This window comes from Streptomyces sp. NPDC005784, assembly GCF_042871525.1.
Lineage (GTDB): Bacteria > Actinomycetota > Actinomycetes > Streptomycetales > Streptomycetaceae > Streptomyces.
Map to the genome: position 1 here is coordinate 102424 of NZ_JBIAIQ010000012.1, position 15596 is coordinate 118019.

Annotated in this window: 14 protein-coding genes and 1 pseudogene; 8 read left to right on the top strand and 7 right to left on the bottom strand. The window is 69.1% G+C overall.

The genetic code is table 11. The features are described from left to right. Positions 1–48: 48 nt before the first annotated feature. The gene (locus ACFYR3_RS20885) at positions 49–1002 is read right to left on the bottom strand and encodes a ribose-phosphate pyrophosphokinase (RefSeq protein WP_355840513.1); all 954 of its coding nucleotides are present in this window, start codon (positions 1000–1002) and stop codon (positions 49–51) included. Between the two features lie 388 nt (positions 1003–1390). On the opposite strand from ACFYR3_RS20885, the gene ACFYR3_RS20890 reads away from it, so the two are divergent. From ACFYR3_RS20890 to ACFYR3_RS20905, 4 genes are all read left to right on the top strand, one after another. Next, positions 1391–2041, top strand: coding sequence for a DUF4230 domain-containing protein (locus ACFYR3_RS20890; RefSeq protein WP_355840514.1), 651 nt, complete (start codon positions 1391–1393; stop codon positions 2039–2041). A 137-nt stretch (positions 2042–2178) separates the two neighbouring features. Beyond that, positions 2179–2544: a cupin domain-containing protein gene (locus tag ACFYR3_RS20895; protein ID WP_389284266.1), complete on the top strand. Its 366-nt coding sequence runs from the start codon at positions 2179–2181 to the stop codon at positions 2542–2544. Positions 2545–2819: 275 nt separating this feature from the next. Further along, the gene (locus ACFYR3_RS20900) at positions 2820–3437 is read left to right on the top strand and encodes a VanZ family protein (protein WP_356780798.1); all 618 of its coding nucleotides are present in this window, start codon (positions 2820–2822) and stop codon (positions 3435–3437) included. Between the two features lie 136 nt (positions 3438–3573). Further along, entirely contained in the window at positions 3574–4821 is a 1248-nt protein-coding gene (locus ACFYR3_RS20905) for a ricin-type beta-trefoil lectin domain protein (RefSeq protein ID WP_355840516.1), read from the top strand. 219 nt (positions 4822–5040) lie between these two features. Here ACFYR3_RS20905 and ACFYR3_RS20910 read toward each other — a convergent pair whose 3' ends face one another. The 4 genes and pseudogenes from ACFYR3_RS20910 to ACFYR3_RS20925 all read right to left on the bottom strand — a co-directional run bounded on the left by ACFYR3_RS20910 (position 5041) and on the right by ACFYR3_RS20925 (position 9161). Further along, a complete protein-coding gene (locus tag ACFYR3_RS20910; RefSeq protein ID WP_389284269.1) occupies positions 5041–5862 on the bottom strand; it encodes a hypothetical protein in 822 nt (273 codons plus the stop codon). Next, positions 5852–6301, bottom strand: a pseudogene (locus tag ACFYR3_RS20915) (NAD(P)-binding protein); the annotation flags it as partial. The pseudogene ACFYR3_RS20915 and the gene ACFYR3_RS20910, both read right to left, overlap by 11 nt. Before the next feature lie 57 nt (positions 6302–6358). Beyond that, the gene (locus ACFYR3_RS20920) at positions 6359–7345 is read right to left on the bottom strand and encodes a cyclase family protein (protein ID WP_389284271.1); all 987 of its coding nucleotides are present in this window, start codon (positions 7343–7345) and stop codon (positions 6359–6361) included. Next, on the bottom strand, positions 7338–9161 hold the full coding sequence (locus tag ACFYR3_RS20925; RefSeq protein ID WP_356780786.1) for a glycoside hydrolase family 15 protein: 1824 nt from the start codon (positions 9159–9161) through the stop codon (positions 7338–7340). The genes ACFYR3_RS20920 and ACFYR3_RS20925 overlap by 8 nt, the downstream gene beginning before the upstream one ends. 313 nt (positions 9162–9474) lie before the next feature. On the opposite strand from ACFYR3_RS20925, the gene ACFYR3_RS20930 reads away from it, so the two are divergent. The 3 genes from ACFYR3_RS20930 to ACFYR3_RS20940 all read left to right on the top strand — a co-directional run bounded on the left by ACFYR3_RS20930 (position 9475) and on the right by ACFYR3_RS20940 (position 12161). After that, positions 9475–9984, top strand: coding sequence for a DUF1269 domain-containing protein (locus tag ACFYR3_RS20930; protein ID WP_355840521.1), 510 nt, complete (start codon positions 9475–9477; stop codon positions 9982–9984). Between the two features lie 298 nt (positions 9985–10282). After that, on the top strand, positions 10283–10609 hold the full coding sequence (locus ACFYR3_RS20935) for a carboxymuconolactone decarboxylase family protein (protein ID WP_355840522.1): 327 nt from the start codon (positions 10283–10285) through the stop codon (positions 10607–10609). A gap of 121 nt (positions 10610–10730) precedes the next feature. Then, positions 10731–12161 (top strand): DUF2252 domain-containing protein, encoded by a 1431-nt coding sequence (locus tag ACFYR3_RS20940; protein WP_389284274.1) that lies wholly within the window; start codon positions 10731–10733, stop codon positions 12159–12161. Positions 12162–12197: 36 nt separating this feature from the next. Here the strand turns inward: ACFYR3_RS20940 and ACFYR3_RS20945 are convergent, their stop codons facing one another. Continuing rightward, the gene (locus ACFYR3_RS20945; RefSeq protein WP_355840524.1) at positions 12198–12722 is read right to left on the bottom strand and encodes a potassium channel family protein; all 525 of its coding nucleotides are present in this window, start codon (positions 12720–12722) and stop codon (positions 12198–12200) included. Between the two features lie 205 nt (positions 12723–12927). On the opposite strand from ACFYR3_RS20945, the gene ACFYR3_RS20950 reads away from it, so the two are divergent. After that, complete coding sequence (locus tag ACFYR3_RS20950; protein WP_355840525.1) at positions 12928–13626, top strand: hypothetical protein; 699 nt, start codon at positions 12928–12930, stop codon at positions 13624–13626. A 133-nt stretch (positions 13627–13759) separates the two neighbouring features. On the opposite strand, the gene ACFYR3_RS20955 is transcribed toward ACFYR3_RS20950, so the two are convergent. Next, positions 13760–15481: an acyl-CoA dehydrogenase gene (locus ACFYR3_RS20955; protein ID WP_389284276.1), complete on the bottom strand. Its 1722-nt coding sequence runs from the start codon at positions 15479–15481 to the stop codon at positions 13760–13762. Between the last annotated feature and the right edge of the window lie 115 nt (positions 15482–15596).

Below are 15596 nucleotides of genomic sequence, written 5' to 3' on the forward strand. Positions count from 1 at the left end.
CGCTCCTGGTGACCGAGCGGACGGGAGGGAAGTTCCGCTCCCTCCTGTCTATTGGTTCCGGGGCGCGTCGAACAGGGCGCTGACGGACTCACCGTTGTGAATGCGCCGCACCGCCTCCGCGAGCGCCGGGGCGATGGACAGCACGCTCAGCTTCTCGGTGTACTCCTCCGCCGGTATCGGCACGGTGTTCGTGCAGACGATCTCCAGTACGTCCGGCTGCTCGCTGAGCCGCTTGAGCGCACCCGCCGCGAACAGCCCGTGGGTACAGGCGACCCGGATCGACCGCGGCCCCAACTCGCGCAGCCGCTCCAGGAGTTCGAGGACCGTGCTGCCCTTGGCGATCTCGTCGTCCAGCACGATGACATCGCGTCCGGTGATCTCACCGATGACGGTGCTGATGCTCACGCGGTCGTCGGCGAACCGCTGCTTGGCACCGGCGGCCACGTGAGCCCCGATCAGCCGCGCGAACGCCGCGGCCTCCTTCGCGTTGCCGAGATCGGGCGAGACCACCGTCGTACGCGACAGGTCGTTGCTCCGGAAGTGCACGGCCAGCTCCCGCAGGGCGTGCAGATGGTCGACCGGCACCGAGAAGAAGCCGTGCACCTGCGGGGAGTGCAGTGTCATCGCGAGGACACGGCTGGCGCCGGCCGCCACCAGCAGATCCGCCACGAGCCGGCCGCCCATGGAGATCCGCGGCATATCCTTCTTGTCCGAACGGGCGTACGAATAGTGGGGCATGACCACAGTGATCCGACCGGCGGAGGCACCGCGCGCCGCGTCGCACATCATCAGCAGCTCGACGAGATGCTCCTGCACCGGAGTGACCAGCGGCTGCACGAGGAAGACATCACGCTCGCGACAGTTGGCCTGGAGCTGGACCTCCAGGCAGTCATTGGCGAACCGGCTGACCCGGGTCGGACTGAGGGGCACACCGAGGTGCGCGCAGAGCTCGGCCGCGAGCTCGGGATGGGCACTACCGCTGAACACGGCGATGTCACGCACGACCGCTCCTCGCATGATCGAACCGGGTTGCGTCGCCGGTTGGCAAGATCGGCCCGGAGTGCGTACCTCATGCTACTGGGCACCTTTCGGGCCTTCGACCGGGGGGAATTCCGGTTGCGGATCCGGTCGCGGGGTGCCGGGCCCGGCCCGCACCCCGCCCGGCGAGCGGCTGGGCCGGGCCGCCCGCCCTTCACGACGCAACCCCCGGCGCATCGTGGCACAGCAGCCGGGGCTCGGTGTCCCGGGTGCACCGGCCGCCGCACGACTCACCCGCCCGCCTTCCGACGGACGGCACCACGGCCTCCCGGCACCGCAATCCACACGCCAACCGGTCGGCCTGTGAAGGGGCTTGGGGGGTACACGGACGGTTGAAAGGAGGACCGTCGACATGACGACGTCCAACAAACGCATGCCCGGTTGGGCGAAGGTGGTCTCCGCCTTCGTGCTGGTGCTCGTGGTGCTCTTCGCCGGGCTGCGGCTGGCCGTTCTGCCGGGGCTGCGCGATGTCTTCGGCACGGAGACCCACGACAATTCGGGCCCCGCACTCCTCAAGTCCATCCAGGACATGAGCCGTTACGACGCCGCGTCGGGCAACTTCCAGGTGGTCGTGGACCTGGAGAAGGACGCGAAGTACCTGCCCGACGCGATCCGCGGCACCCGCACGCTGTACGTGGGGGCCGGCACCGTCGACGCCTATGTCGATCTCGGGCACATCGACCAGAAGGACGTGACGGTCAACGGCGACCGTACGTCGGCCACGCTCCATCTGCCGCACGCGGCGCTGGGCAAGCCCGCCCTCGATCCCGACCACTCCTACGCCGTCTCGAAGCAGCGCGGCCTCCTCGACCGGATCGGCGACATCTTCTCGGACAACCCGAACGACGAGCGGGCCGTGCAGCGGCTCGCGGCCAAGCACATCGGCAAGGCCGCGCAGGACAGCCGGCTCACCGCGCGGGCCGAGGCGAACACCACCGGCATGCTCGAAGGCCTGTTGCGCTCTCTCGGCTTCAAGGAGGTGACGGTCACCTACGGTGCCTGAGTCCGGCCGGTACCTACGGCACCGGGGCCACCACACGGTCGCACCCGGTGCCTGCGGCCGTCCCGGAGTCGGCCCTCCGGATAGCAGTCCCCTGCCGGCGGGCAGACAATGGAGGAGGGAAACGGAAGGGAGCCGTCATGCTGGAGATCAAGACGGTGGACAAGCCCGATGAGCGACGCGATTTCCCGCGCGGCCACCTCGAAGCGGTCCATATGAGCGGGCTCGACTTCGCGGTGGGCACCTTCGAACCGGGCTGGCGCTGGACCGAGTCCGTCGGCCCGATCGCGGGAACGAAGAGCTGCGAGGTCCACCACAACGGCTATGTCGTACAGGGACGGATGCACCTCGCCATGGACGACGGCGGCGAGGGCGAGATAGGACCCGGCGACGTCTTCGTGTGCCCGCCCGGGCACGACGCCTGGGTCGTGGGTGACGAACAGGTCATCGTGTACGACTTCGCGGGAGGCATGGCCACCGACTACGCGAAGGCGAAGGACGCCTAGACACACTCCACTTCCCTGAGTGGGACACCCCGGCTTTCCCGGAGTGGACACCCCGGCCGAGCGCCGGTTCGGCCGAGGTGCCGCGCCGCGGGGGCATCCCCTGGCCGTAAATCACTCCCCGTTGCCGCGAAGCCCTCCCCTTCACCGAGCCCCACGGCATTCTCGGCCGCATCGGGGGTAAGCGGGCTGCACCAGAGAGCAGTTGAAAAGGGGAGGGTCTCATGGTCCGTACCGCGTTGCGTGCTCGTGCCGCGAAAGCCGGTAGCAGGAAACCGGTGCCGAAGTCGGGATCGGACCGGAAGAAGCCGGCGTCGAAGGCCGAGCGGAGCAAGCCTGCGTCGAAGGCCGAGCAGGGGAAGGCGCAGAGGTCGCGGTGGCCCTTCGGCCGCAGGACGCCGCCGGCTCCGGCGCCGACGCCGGAGCGGGAGCCCCGGGCCCTCGCGCTGCCCTTCCGGCTGCTGGCCATACTGGTCGCCTTCGCGGCCATGGTGGCGTTCGCCGTCGCGCTGGCCCGGCTGACGCTGGAGCCCTCACCGGCATCCACGGCCCTGATCCACAACAATCTTCACCCCGGACGCTCCCTGCGGGCCTATCTCGACCAGCCGGAGCTGCGCGACGCCTTCAAGCAGATCGGCGGAAACCTCGTGCTCGGGGTGCCCTTCGGCGTGCTGCTGCCCGTGGTGTTCCCGAAGACCCGCGGAATCCTGCGCGTCCTCGCACTCACCGCGGCGGTCATGCTCCTGGTCGAACTCGTTCAGGGAGCCCTCATCACCGGACGTTCCTTCGACATCGACGACGTCATCCTCAACACGACCGGGGCGCTGGTGGGTTACCTGCTTCTGGGTCGGCGGCTCGGCCGGGCGGTGCACCCCAGGAAGCGTCTTCGCGCCTGAGGCAACGCCCCGACTATTGGTCCGGACCAGAGTATTGACACCCCGTTACCTCACTCCTTAAATCAAGAGGCGAAGCATGCACCCCCCACCTCAGTCGGCTCACCCGCCCTAGGGAAGCCGTACGGAAATGAGAGTCATGGACTCCCCACGCCTGCTCCGAAGATGCCTCTTCGCCGCGCTGTCCGCCGCGCTCGTCGCCTCCGCCTCGGCCGTCGTCGCTCCCGCCCACGCGGGTCCGGCTGCGGCCACCGCGGCCGTGACGTTCGACGACACCTTCGACGGTCCCGCCGGTTCGGCCGTCGACTCCTCCAAGTGGCAGATGGAGACCGGCGACAACGTCAACAACCACGAACGGCAGTACTACACGTCGGGCAACAAGAACGCGGCGCTGGACGGCCAGGGCCATCTGGTGATCACGGCCCGCAAGGAGAATCCGGCCAACTACCAGTGCTGGTACGGCACATGCCAGTACACGTCGGCCCGGATGAACACCTCCGGGAAGTTCACCACGGCCTACGGCCATGTCGAGGCCCGGATGAAGATCCCGCGCGGACAGGGCATGTGGCCGGCGTTCTGGATGCTCGGCAGCGACATCGGGCAGGTCGGCTGGCCGAACTCCGGTGAGATCGACGTCATGGAGAACGTCGGTTACGAGCCGTCCACCGTGCACGGCACGATCCACGGTCCCGGGTACTCCGGGTCCGCCGGCATCGGCGCCCCGTACTCCCTGCCGAACGGCCAGGCCTTCGCGGACGCCTTCCACACCTTCGCGGTCGACTGGGCACCGAACTCGATCACCTGGTCGGTGGACGGCACGGTCTACCAGACGCGGACGCCCGCCGATGTGGGCGGCAACACCTGGGTGTTCAACAAGCCGTTCTTCCTGATCCTCAACCTCGCGGTCGGCGGATACTGGCCCGGCGACCCCGACGGCTCCACCGCCTTCCCGCAGCAGCTCGTCGTCGACGAGGTGAAGGTGACGACGAGCGACAGCTCGGGCGGCACCGCCGGTCCGATCAAGGGCCTCGCGGGCAAGTGCGTGGACGTGGCCGCCGCCAACTCGGCCAACGGCACCCCCGTACAGCTCTACGACTGCAACGGCACCGGCGCCCAGCAGTGGACCGTGTCCTCGGACGGCACGATCCGCGCGCTCGGCAAGTGCCTGGATGTCACCGGCAACGGTACGGCGGACGGCTCGACGGTCCAGCTGTGGGACTGCACCGGCGGCCCCAACCAGAAATGGACGGTCACCGCGGCTCACGACATCGTGAACCCGCAGGCCAACAAGTGTCTCGATGTCACGGGCAACAACTCGGCCAATGGCACACGGCTCCAGATCTGGACGTGCGGCGGCGGAGCCAACCAGAAGTGGACGGTGGGCTGAGGGACAGCTCGGACAGCCCCGGTGTGCCGTGTGCCGTCAACACGTTCGCACCGGGGCGCCTCACCGTGCGGGAGGCCGTTCGTTCAACACGGGAAACGCTGGAGAGGCCTCGGTGAGCCCTGGCCGTATGAACGGGGACGGGCTGGGCGATGACTCCGGCACGGACCTCCGTTCCGGCCTCTGGCGCCTCGACATCTGCTGAGTTTCGCGACGTCTCTCCTACGGCAGGCCCGTGACGGGGACGGTCAGCGCGGTGGCCTCGGCCTCCGTCTCCGGGGTCACCGGGCTGTCCGGGGTGCGGAAACGGTAGAGCAGGACGAGGGCCACGGCCGGAACGACCAAGTAGAGCAGCAGGACGATCAAGGCCTGCGTGGTGCCGTGGCCGTCGAAGTAGATCGTGTTGCGGAGCAGGATGTAGGCGTTGCGGGGTGGCAGGTACGGTCCGATGGCACGCCAGAACGCCGACAGGTAGGGAACACCGTTGGCTCCGCCGGAAGACGGGTTGCCGAAGAGCATGACCACGATGACGGTCACGAGGGTTCCGGCGGCTCCGAGGAGTTTTTGCAGGACGGCGGCGATCAGGGCTACCACCGCGATGATCAGGGCGAGGATCGGCCAGACGATCCAGAACTTCTGTGCCGGGTAGCCCTTGAGCCAGGTGCAGACGACGAGGTTGACCAGCAGCGCGGCGAGGACGGCGAATCCGGTGAGTGCGGGCAGGCGCCAGCGGCCGACCGAGGTGCCGGTGGTAGCTCGGAGCATCGTCGCGGCCATGTATCCGCCGACGAGCAGCGGGACCAGCATCAGCGATTCGACAAGTCCGAAGGGGTCCTTCTTGGCCAGTGGATGCGGCGCGTACTGCTCGACGTGGAGCGGCTGCCGCAGCTTCTTCGCGGCTTCCTCGAAGTTCCCCGCCAGGTCGAGGGGTGCGACGTCGCTGAGGGTGGGGACGACGAGGAGCGTGGTCGATGTCGGTCCGGGGATCAGCGCGCCGTAGATCTTGGCCTGGTCGATCGCGTTCTTCACGGCGGTACTGGGCACTGACCGGCCCCTCACTCGGGTCCTCGCCGTGGTGACCGTGCACCAGGTACAGGCGCTCGGCCTGGGTGTAGTAGGGCTCCAGATCCTCGTACCGGATCGGCCACGCCGGGGAGATGCCGCCGTGGTGGTGCAGTTCGCCGAAGTCCTCCGGGCGCAGGCGGAACAGCGCGGCACCGTAGAACTTGGTGTTCCCGCCGACGTAGTAGTTGACCTCGGGCGGGAACTTCTCGCCGTGCTTGTCGTACCAGAATTCCGGGGCGCGGTATTTGCCCTTGACGAAGACCGCCGTGGACTCCCAGTTGTCCCGCTCGCGAGGCAGATATCCGCCGCGTTCGAGGATCAGGACACGCTTGCCGGTAGGGGCGAGGCGGTGGGCGAGCGTGCCGCCGCCCGCTCCAGTGCCGATGACGATGACGTCGTAATGCTCGGTTCCTGCCATGTGGTCGCCTCGGATCATGGGTGAGTCGCTGGGGTGGGTGGGGGGCCGGCTCGCCGGTCAGAGGATGGCGATGGGATTGACGGGGGATCCGGTGGCCGCGGGGAGCCGCAGGGGTGCGACGACACAGAGGAACGACCAGCGGTCCTCGTCCTCGCAGAGCGGTACCAGGTCCTCGAACCGCAGATAGTCCATGAAGTGCAGCCCGAGGGCGTGGATTCCCAGCACGTGCACGGGGAAGTCCACACCCTCGGTGAGACTGGGGGCCGTGTCGTTGTTGCCGTCGCTGCCCAGTGCGGCGACCCGGCGCTCGGCCAGGAACTCCATCGCGGCCGGGTGCAGGCCGGCCCGGCTGCGCGAGGCGTCCCACGGCCCTTCCTCCTCGCGCCTGCGACGGTGACCGACCCGTACGAGGAGGATGTCGCCGACACCGACCCGCACGCCCTGGGCGGCCTCGGCGGCCCGCAGGTCGTCGGCGGTGACGTGGTCGCCCGGCTCCAGCCACGGCACGCCTCGCAGCCGCGGGATGTCGAGCAGGACGCCACGGCCGACAATGCCGTTTCTCACGAGGTCGACGGACAGGGCGGTTGCGCCCTCGGCCGTTACGGTCCTCGCGGGGACGCCGCCGTACAGCGTGCCCTCGTATACGACGTGGCACAGAGCGTCGAGGTGGCTGTCGGCGTCGCCGTGAACGTTCATGGAGAAGTGGTCGGTGGCGAAGTGCAGTCCTGTGGCCGCGGCCTCGGCCTCCGGGCGGCTGGTGAGCCGGTGACCGGCCGGGTGCGGATTGTCGGGAGCCGCGTCGGTCCCGATCGGAGACGACAGTGACACGGTCAGGCCCGAGCGGACCTCGGCCGCCGCGGCACGGACCGTCGCGGGCGTGATGCCGGCCAGTGCCCCGCGGCCGCCGGTGGGCGGCGGAGCCCCGGTCGCGTCTGCCCGCTGCCGCAGGCGCGCGTACAGGGCGTCGAAGGCGGCCCGGCTCTGCGGGCGGGCGTCGGAGTCCGGCGCCCGCTGACCCGGCTGCGCGTGGCCGGGCTCAGGCACGCTGCCGCTTCCGGTCGATGGCCTCGTCCAGGGTCGACGCCGCCATGATGAGCGAGAGGTGGGTGAACGCCTGCGGGAAGTTGCCGAGTTGCTCGCCGCTCGGGCCGATCTCCTCGGCGAACAGGCCCACGTGGTTGGCGTAGGTATGCATCTTCTCGAAGGTGTAACGCGCCGGACGGACCCGCCCGGCCCGGGCCATGGCATCGACGTAGAGGTAGGTGCAGAGGCTGAAGGTCCCCTCCGAGCCGCGGAGACCGTCCGGGGAGGCGGCCGGGTCGTACCGGTACACGAGACTGTCCGAGACGAGCTTGCGCTCCATGGCGTCCAGGGTGGAGAGCCAGCCGGGGCTCTTCGCGGAGAGGAACCCGACGCGCGGGATCAGCAGGAGGGAGGCATCCAGGACGTCTCCGCCGTAGTGCTGCACCAGAGCCTGCTCGGACTGGCTCCAGCCCTTGTCCATGACCTGTTCGAGGATGCTGTCACGGGCGTTGCGCCAGCGCGGGATGTCGGCGGGCCGGCTGAGGTCCGTCGCAAGGCGCAGACCCCGGTCGAAGGCGACCCAGCACATCACCCGGCTGAACGTGAAGTCGTTACGGCCCCCGCGCGTCTCCCAGACTCCCTCGTCGGGACGGTCCCAGTTGTCGGACAGCCAGTCCAGCGTCCGTGCGAGCCCCTTCCAGCCGTGGAAGCCCAGCTCCTCGCTCACGTCCATGCCCTCGGCCATCCCGTAGACGGCCTCGCCGTAGATGTCGAGCTGCAGCTGGTCGGCGGCGGCGTTGCCGGCCCGGACGGGCCTCGATCCCCGGTAGCCCTCCCAGTGGTCGAGGATCTCCTCGGTCAGATGAGGATCCCCGTCGACCCGGTACATGATCTGCAGGCGCTCACCGGGCAGGTCCGCCCGGTCGCGCATCCGCTCCCCCAGCCACTTGGTGAACGCCGACGCCTCCTCGGCGAACCCGAGGTCGAGCAGGGCCCGCACCGAGAGCGACCCGTCCCGTACCCATGAGTACCGGTAGTCCCAGTTGCGTTCACCGCCGACCTGTTCCGGCAGGCCCATGGTGGCGGCGGCGACCGGCGCGCCGGTCGGGTGGTAAGTCAGGAGCTTGAGCGTGATGGCGGAGCGGTTCACCATCTCGGCCCAGCGTCCCCGGTAGCGGGAGGTGTGCAGCCACCCCTGCCAGAAGTCCACCTCATGCCACAACGCCTCTGTCGCACCCTCGACCGTGAGCGGTGGCGGCGCCTCGCCGTCGGCGGCGCACGTGGTGAAGACGGCGACGGCCGACTCGCCGATTCCGAGAGTGACCGCACCCTTCACGTCCTGCCCGTCCCGCACCAGCGGAAAGGACGCCTGCAGGTGACCTGCGATCCCGGGGCCCCGGAACACCGCCCCCTGGGGCCGTAGATCCAGCTCGTGGTCGGCCCGGCCGTAGTCGAACCGCGGCCTGCACTCCAGCAGGAACCGCACGGTGCCGCGCACCACGCGAATCACCCGCATCAGGCTGTGCCGGTCGGTGGGGGTGCGGCTGGTGTTCGCGGGCATCCAGTCGACGACCTCGCCGACTCCCTCCGGGGACATGAACCTCGTGACCAGCACGCCGGTGTCCGGGTAGTAGAGCTGCTTGCATGTCACGTCCGAGTGTTCCGGTGCCAGCCGGAAGTACCCGCCGCGATCGTGGTCGAGCAGCGAGGCGAAGACGCTGGGCGAGTCGAACCTCGGCGAGCAGAGCCAGTTCACCACACCCTCGGAGGACACCAGGGCGGCGGTCTGGAGGTCGCCCACCAGGCCGTGGTTGGCGATGGGGGGATAGCGGTCCATGAGCGTCCAATCCGGGAGGTTTCGGCGCGGTCCACTATCTGCCAGGCCGTTTACGGGCGCCTCCCCAGCCGCGGACGGGTGAATCGGGCCGTGAGCGGCTCCCGATTGCTGCCTTGATCCGCCGGTACGACTGGTGACAGCCACGGAGGCCTACGCCGGTTCCCGGCCGTGCACGAGCGGATGCAGCCCTCGTGGGGAGCGCGCAGCATGAGGAGACGAGCGAGTTGGTGGCTGCCTGCAACGGCTTTGCGGCGTGGCCGCGCCCAGTCGCCGTGGTCCGGCGAGCACGGCGAACACAGACGGGAGAAGCATCATGGCCAAGCCCGACGCAGTCTTCATCTACATCGGCACCTACCCGAGCGAAGCCGCGGCACGAGCCGACTACGACATCGTCAAGGACCTTCACGCGGCCGGTGCGGTCGGCACCTACGACGCCTCCGTGGTCACCAAGGACGAGGCCGGCAAGGTCCACGTGAACAAGGACGAGACGGCCACCCGGCACGGGGCATGGGGCGGAGCCGCCGCCGGTGCGGTCGTCGGCCTGCTGTTCCCGCCGGCGGTCATCGGCACCGCGCTCGTCGGCGCGGCTGTAGGAGGCGTGGGTGGCCACCTGTGGCGTGGCATGTCACGGACGGACGTCAAGGAGTTCGGCGAGCTCATCGACGAGGGAGAGGCCGCCCTCGTCATCGTCGGTGCGAGCACGCTCGCGCAGGCCTTGGAGAAGGCCGAGCTGAAGGCCGAGAAGCAGATCGCCAAGGAACTCGACGTGAGCACGAACGACATCGACAAGGCCGTTCAGCAGGCGGCCACCGAGGTCGCCTGATCCGCCCGGTTCCCGCCTCGGGGCCGCCCGTTCGTCTGCGGCCCCCGGCCCCGGTGGCGCAACCTTCCCGGCCTCGTACGCCCATGGGGTCTCGGAGCGGTCGTATTCGGCCCGGTGAGTGGCCCGCGGCGCCCGCGCCGGCTGCCGTTGCCCTGGCGCACCGGGGCGTCCCGCGCCGCCATGCGGGGTACCCGGGACCGATCTACCGTTGAGGGGAAGCCCGGCACTCGCGGATGCTCGATGCTCCGCCACCGTTGCTCACCCGGCGCCGGCAGCCCAACGGGAAGGCAACCCAGACATGGCCACTGCGTCGGAAACCCCTGTCCTGGACACGCTCGCCGCGATGACGGTCGACTCGATCGAACGGTGCGGGCTGGCCCCGGACATGCTGATGCTCACGCGTATCGCGGCCCTGGCCGCCTCGGACGCTCCGCCGATCTCGTACATGGCCCATATCGGCCCCGCCATGGAAACAGGCGTCACCGCGGCCCAGTTGCAGGACGTCCTGGTCGCCATCGCACCCATCGTGGGCACAGCCCGCGTCATGACGGCAGCGGGCAACATCACGGCGGCACTCGGCATCGCGATCGCTGTCGCCGACGCCGAGATCGAAAGCCAGGGCTGAGAACAGACGCCACCAGAAACAGACGATCGGCGCGGCCCGCAACCAGGGGGACGCGGCAGCGCCAAGGCTGCCGTGTCCCCGGTCGTCCCGGGGGCCGCAGGGCCAGGCAGGAGAGCCGACGATGCCCAAGCACGCGACCACCGCGATGCGTACGTCACCCCACGCGACACCCGCGGAGCGCGTCGCGCTCGGCAAGGAGGCACGGCGCCGCTCTCCACGGTCGGAACACGCGGTGTACAGACCAGGCCCGAAGAGACCGGACCCGCTGGCAATCCTGGAGGAGCAGTCCGCGGCCCGGGTACAGGAGTTGGTGCCGATCCGGTACAGCCGGATGACCGAGTCCCCGTTCCGCTTCTACCGGGGCGCCGCGGCGATCATGGCGTCCGACCTGGCCGGCAGTCCCGTCTCGGGAATCACCGCCCAGCTGTGCGGAGACGCCCATCTGCTCAACTTCCGGCTGCTGGCCTCGCCGGAGCGGAAGTTGATGTTCGACATCAACGACTTCGACGAGACCTTGCCGGGCCCCTGGGAGTGGGACGTCAAGCGACTGTCGGCGAGCTTCGTCATCGCCGCCCGGGCGAACGGCCTCGACGACACCGAGCGCGCCCGCATCGTGAGCGGCACCGTGCGCTCGTACCGCGAAGCGATGATCCGCTTCGCCGGCATGAGCAACCTCGACGTCTGGTACGCGAAGATCGACGCCGACCGCCTCAGGGACCTCACAACGGGCCAGCTCAACAAGGGCGGCCAGAAGAAGCTGGACCGCGCCCTGTCGAAGGCCCGCTCGCGCGACACCGTGCAGGTCTTCGAAAAACTCACGCGCCAGGTCGACGGCCGGCCGATGATCGCGCCGGATCCTCCGCTGCTGGTGCCCATCGCCGATCTGCTTCCCGATGCCCAACGTGCCACGCTGGAGCGGCAGTTCCGCGGACTCGTCGAGCGGTACGGGATCACACTGCCGTCCGACCGGCGCTTCCTCCTGGACGACTACCAACTCGCGGACGTCGCCCGCAAGGTGGTCGGGGTCGGCAGCGTCGGCACCCGGTGCTGGATCTTCCTGCTCCTCGGCCGGGACGGCCGCGACCCGCTGTTCCTGCAGGCCAAGGAGGCCGACACCTCCGTCCTCGCCGACCACGTCGGGGCCAGCCAGTACCGCAACCAGGGCGAACGGGTGGTCGCGGGACAGCGGTTGATGCAGGCGGCGAGCGACATCTTCCTCGGCTGGGAACGGGTGGACGGTATCGACGGCAAGCGCCGCGACTTCTACGTCCGGCAGCTGCGCGACTGGAAGGGCATCGCGATGCCGGAGTCGATGTCGCCCGGTCAGCTGGAGACCTTCGGCGGCGTCTGCGGCCTCACCCTCGCCCGCGCGCACGCACGGTCCGGCGACCGGATCGCGATCGCCTCCTACCTCGGGAAGAAGGACTCCTTCGACCGGGCCCTCGTGACCTTCGCGGAGGCGTACGCCGACCAGAACGAGCGCGACCACCAGGCACTCGTCGACGCGGTGAAGGCGGGACGACTGCCCGCCGAGGACGTCCCGACCGACTGACCGGCCCTCGGACTCCCTGCGCGACAGTCCGACCCGTTACTGTGTCTCGCCCTGTGCCCGCCGGCCCTCTTCGACTGCGTTCACCAGGACGCGGGCGGCCACACCGAGCAGCAGCAGGTTGGCCGTGATCTGTCCCGTGACCAGCAGCCGGGCCGTCTGGCTGCGCGGGCTGATGTCACCGAAGCCGACGGTGCTGAACACGGTCATCGTGAAGTACAGGGCGTCGGTCCTCGACATCGTTTCGCTGAAGCTGCCCGGGGCGCTGCGGTCCAGCAAGTAGTCGGTCGTGGCGAAGAGCAGCAGAAACAACGGAAGTGCCGTTGCCAGAGCCGCCATGGCACGCAGCCTGGGGCGCTCGGAACTCACGATCCCGCGCACCTGCCACCCCATGAGGAGCGCCACCGCCAGCAGCCCTACGGCGAGAGCGATGACGGACTTCGCCGTGAAGGCCGAGTCCAGCGGCAACAGGTAATAGGCGGCGACCAAGACGGCCGCGACAAGGACGCACCGCACCGTCGTGAGCACGACCGCCCGGCGTCCACTGCGCGACTTCCTGTCCACCGTCCCCCTCTCGGACACGCCCGCTGCCGTGACAACCCCGCTGCCCTGCCTCCTTACAAACAGCCAATATCCCCGAGCAACCCCAGGGCTGTACGGACGGCGCACCACGGACTCACCGATATGGCCCGTGTGGACACGTTGCGCGCCCCGGAACAGACTGAAGCATCCGCTGCGGAGGGAATCACAGACACCGGAGGAACGAACGATGCCCGCTTCCGGTACCGGCCCGGCGGAGGCCTCGGCCAGTGGATGGAACACCCGCCTCTACTGGGAGTGGATCGGCTACAACACGATCGCCTTCGTCACCGTCCTGACCGCCGGATTCGTCCTGGCGCTGCTCGGCAGCGACGCCCTCCACCTCGATCTCGCCAGCGGCCACGTCCTGGTGGCGCTCCTCATCGCGACCCTGGGGGCCATCCTGTTCGGGGGCGTTCTGGGAGCCCTGCAATGGCTGGTCGTCCGGCAGCGGGTACCCCTCCCCCGCAAGGTATGGATCACCGCCAACATCGGCCCCGCCCTGCTGGCCTGGCTGCTCGTGATCATGCCCGCCGTGATCAGCGCCCAGGACACCGACGGCGACGTGTCGACGACCTACCTGCTGGCCGCCAGCCAGAGCCTGGCCCTCGGCCCCCTGCTCGGCCTGTCGCAGTCCATGGTGCTCCGCAACGTCACCGGACGCTGGGCCTGGTGGATCGGAGCCAACCTGGCCTCATGGCTGATCGTCGACGCCGTCATCTACCTGCTGGGCCGCCTGACCAGCGACCTCGACGTCCTCACCGGCGACGGATCACTCGTCGAGATCTACCTGACCCTGATCGCCACAACACCCCTGACCGGCCGAGCCCTGCTGTGGGTACTCGCCCCCTCCGCCCTGACCGGAACAACGGCCCCGGAGCCGCCGTGACAATCGGCACGGCCCCGGGGCGGTATGGAGGTTTCCGGGCGCCGTCCTGCGGTCATTAACCGGCCGGGGACGATCACCCCGCGTCGCCGGGGCCTGCGGCCGCGGGTCCTTCGCGCGACCGCAGGCCGCTGCGTCAGGGCTGCATCTCGTATGCGCCGGACAGCGCCTCGACCTGCGACCAGACACGGGCCAGCCGCTCCGGGTCGGCGACCGGGCGGCGGATGTGGGCCAGCGCCCAGGCGGCCTGGGCCTCGGTGGCGGCGGCCTTGCCGTGCAGATCGGTGGCGTAGCCGGAGAAGTCGCGGACCAGGACGGCGAAGATCTCGTCCAGCAGGTCCTCGTCCAGGCCGGTCAGCTCGGCCTGCTCCAGCACCAGCTGGCCGTAGACCACCAGGGCGAAGAGGTGGCCGAGAGCGAGCGAGAAGTCGAGGTCCCGCAACTGGGCCTTGTCGGGGGCGTGCTGGGAGAGCAGCTCGCACAGCCCGTCGGCCTGCTCCCGGAAGCGGGCGACGTTGGGCAGCGCGGCGAACCGGTCGTAGGCGATGCGCCAGTCCTGGAAACGGATGGCACCCAGGCCGCGCGCCGGGCCCTGGCCGAACAGGAACGTGTCGTCCGCCGCGTCGAGGCGGGTGGGCACGGGCGCGTAATCGGCGGGCTGGAACAGGTAGTTGCCCATGAACTTCTGGATGAGGGCGAGGTTGACGTGGACCGTGCCCTCCAGCTTGGGCAGGCCGCGAATGTCCCGGCACGCCTTGTCGAAGTAGGTGTCCTTCTCGAAGCCCTTGGCCGCGATGACGTCCCACAGCAGGTCGATGACCTTTTCGCTCTCGGTGGTGACCTTCATCTTGGTCATCGGGTTGAAGAGCAGGTAGCGGCGGTCGTCGGGACCGGCGGAACGGAAGTAGTCGGCGGCCCGGTCGCTGAAGAGCTTCATGGCGGCCAGCCGGACGTAGGCGTCGGTGAACTCGCGGCGCACGTGCGGGAAGTCGGTGACCGGGTTGCCGTAGAGGATGCGATTGTGGGCGTGGGTGACCGCCTCGTACATGGCGTGCTCGCAGATGCCGACGCCCACCGTGCACAGGTTGAACTTGCCGATGTTGACGGTGTTGAGGGCGGCGTCGAAGGCGGCCTGGCCGGTGTGCATCACGTCCTCGGCGCGCACCGGGTAGTTCTCCAGGCGGAACTCGCTGACGAACATCTGCGAGTTCACCACGTTCTGCGTCAGGTGGTAGTCCGGGTGCCGGCTGTCGGCCGCGAAGAAGACGTAGCCGTCGGGGCCCTCGATGTCGGAGCGGCGGCCGAAGACGGAGACCAGTCCGGCGACGTTGCCGTTGCCGATGTAGTACTTGGAACCGTTGGCGCGGAAGCCGCCCTCGCCGTCCGGGGTGAGGATCAGGTCCGTCTGGTAGATGTCGGCGCCGTGGCTCTTCTCGGACAGGGCGAAGGCCATCACGTGCCCCTCGGAGAGCAGTTGCGCCGCACGGGCGCGCGTCTCGGGGTTCGCGCTCTGCCACACCGGGCCGAGGCCGAGGATGGTGACCTGCCAGGTGTACCAGTAGTTGAGACCGTAGAAGCCGAAAATCTCGTTGAGGGCGGCGTTCCGGGCGGTGTCCCAGCGCTTGTTCCCGTCGTCGGCGGCATCGGCGGACGGGGTGAGGAAGGTGGCGAACAGGCCCTCCTTGGCAGCGAACTCCAGGAAGTCCGCGTACCAGGTGCGGTCCATGTAGTCGCGCAGCAGTGCCTTCTTGCCGCGGGTCTCGAACCAGTCGATGGTGGCTCTCAGCAGGCGGCGGGTCTCCGGGTCGAAGTGCGTCGGGTCGTAGGTGCGCGGGTTGAAGAGCAGGGTGTTCGACATGGCAAGTTTCCTTCTCGAATAACTCGAATAAGAGGTTGCGGTCTCAGGGTTGCGGTATCAGCCGGTGGTCCGGCGCAGGGATGACATGGCCGAGGCACGCGAGCCGCGTCAGCTC

Excerpts from the sequence above, each read along its gene's own strand:
- ACFYR3_RS20935 (WP_355840522.1), top strand. The coding sequence starts at position 10,283 with ATGGCCACTGCGTCGGAAACCCCTGTCCTGGACACGCTCGCCGCGATG.
- ACFYR3_RS20895 (WP_389284266.1), top strand. The coding sequence starts at position 2,179 with ATGCTGGAGATCAAGACGGTGGACAAGCCCGATGAGCGACGCGATTTC.
- ACFYR3_RS20930 (WP_355840521.1), top strand. The coding sequence starts at position 9,475 with ATGGCCAAGCCCGACGCAGTCTTCATCTACATCGGCACCTACCCGAGC.
- ACFYR3_RS20890 (WP_355840514.1), top strand. The coding sequence starts at position 1,391 with ATGACGACGTCCAACAAACGCATGCCCGGTTGGGCGAAGGTGGTCTCC.
- ACFYR3_RS20925 (WP_356780786.1), bottom strand. The coding sequence starts at position 9,161 with ATGGACCGCTATCCCCCCATCGCCAACCACGGCCTGGTGGGCGACCTC.
- ACFYR3_RS20905 (WP_355840516.1), top strand. The coding sequence starts at position 3,574 with ATGGACTCCCCACGCCTGCTCCGAAGATGCCTCTTCGCCGCGCTGTCC.
- ACFYR3_RS20940 (WP_389284274.1), top strand. The coding sequence starts at position 10,731 with ATGCCCAAGCACGCGACCACCGCGATGCGTACGTCACCCCACGCGACA.
- ACFYR3_RS20950 (WP_355840525.1), top strand. The coding sequence starts at position 12,928 with ATGCCCGCTTCCGGTACCGGCCCGGCGGAGGCCTCGGCCAGTGGATGG.
- ACFYR3_RS20955 (WP_389284276.1), bottom strand. The coding sequence starts at position 15,481 with ATGTCGAACACCCTGCTCTTCAACCCGCGCACCTACGACCCGACGCAC.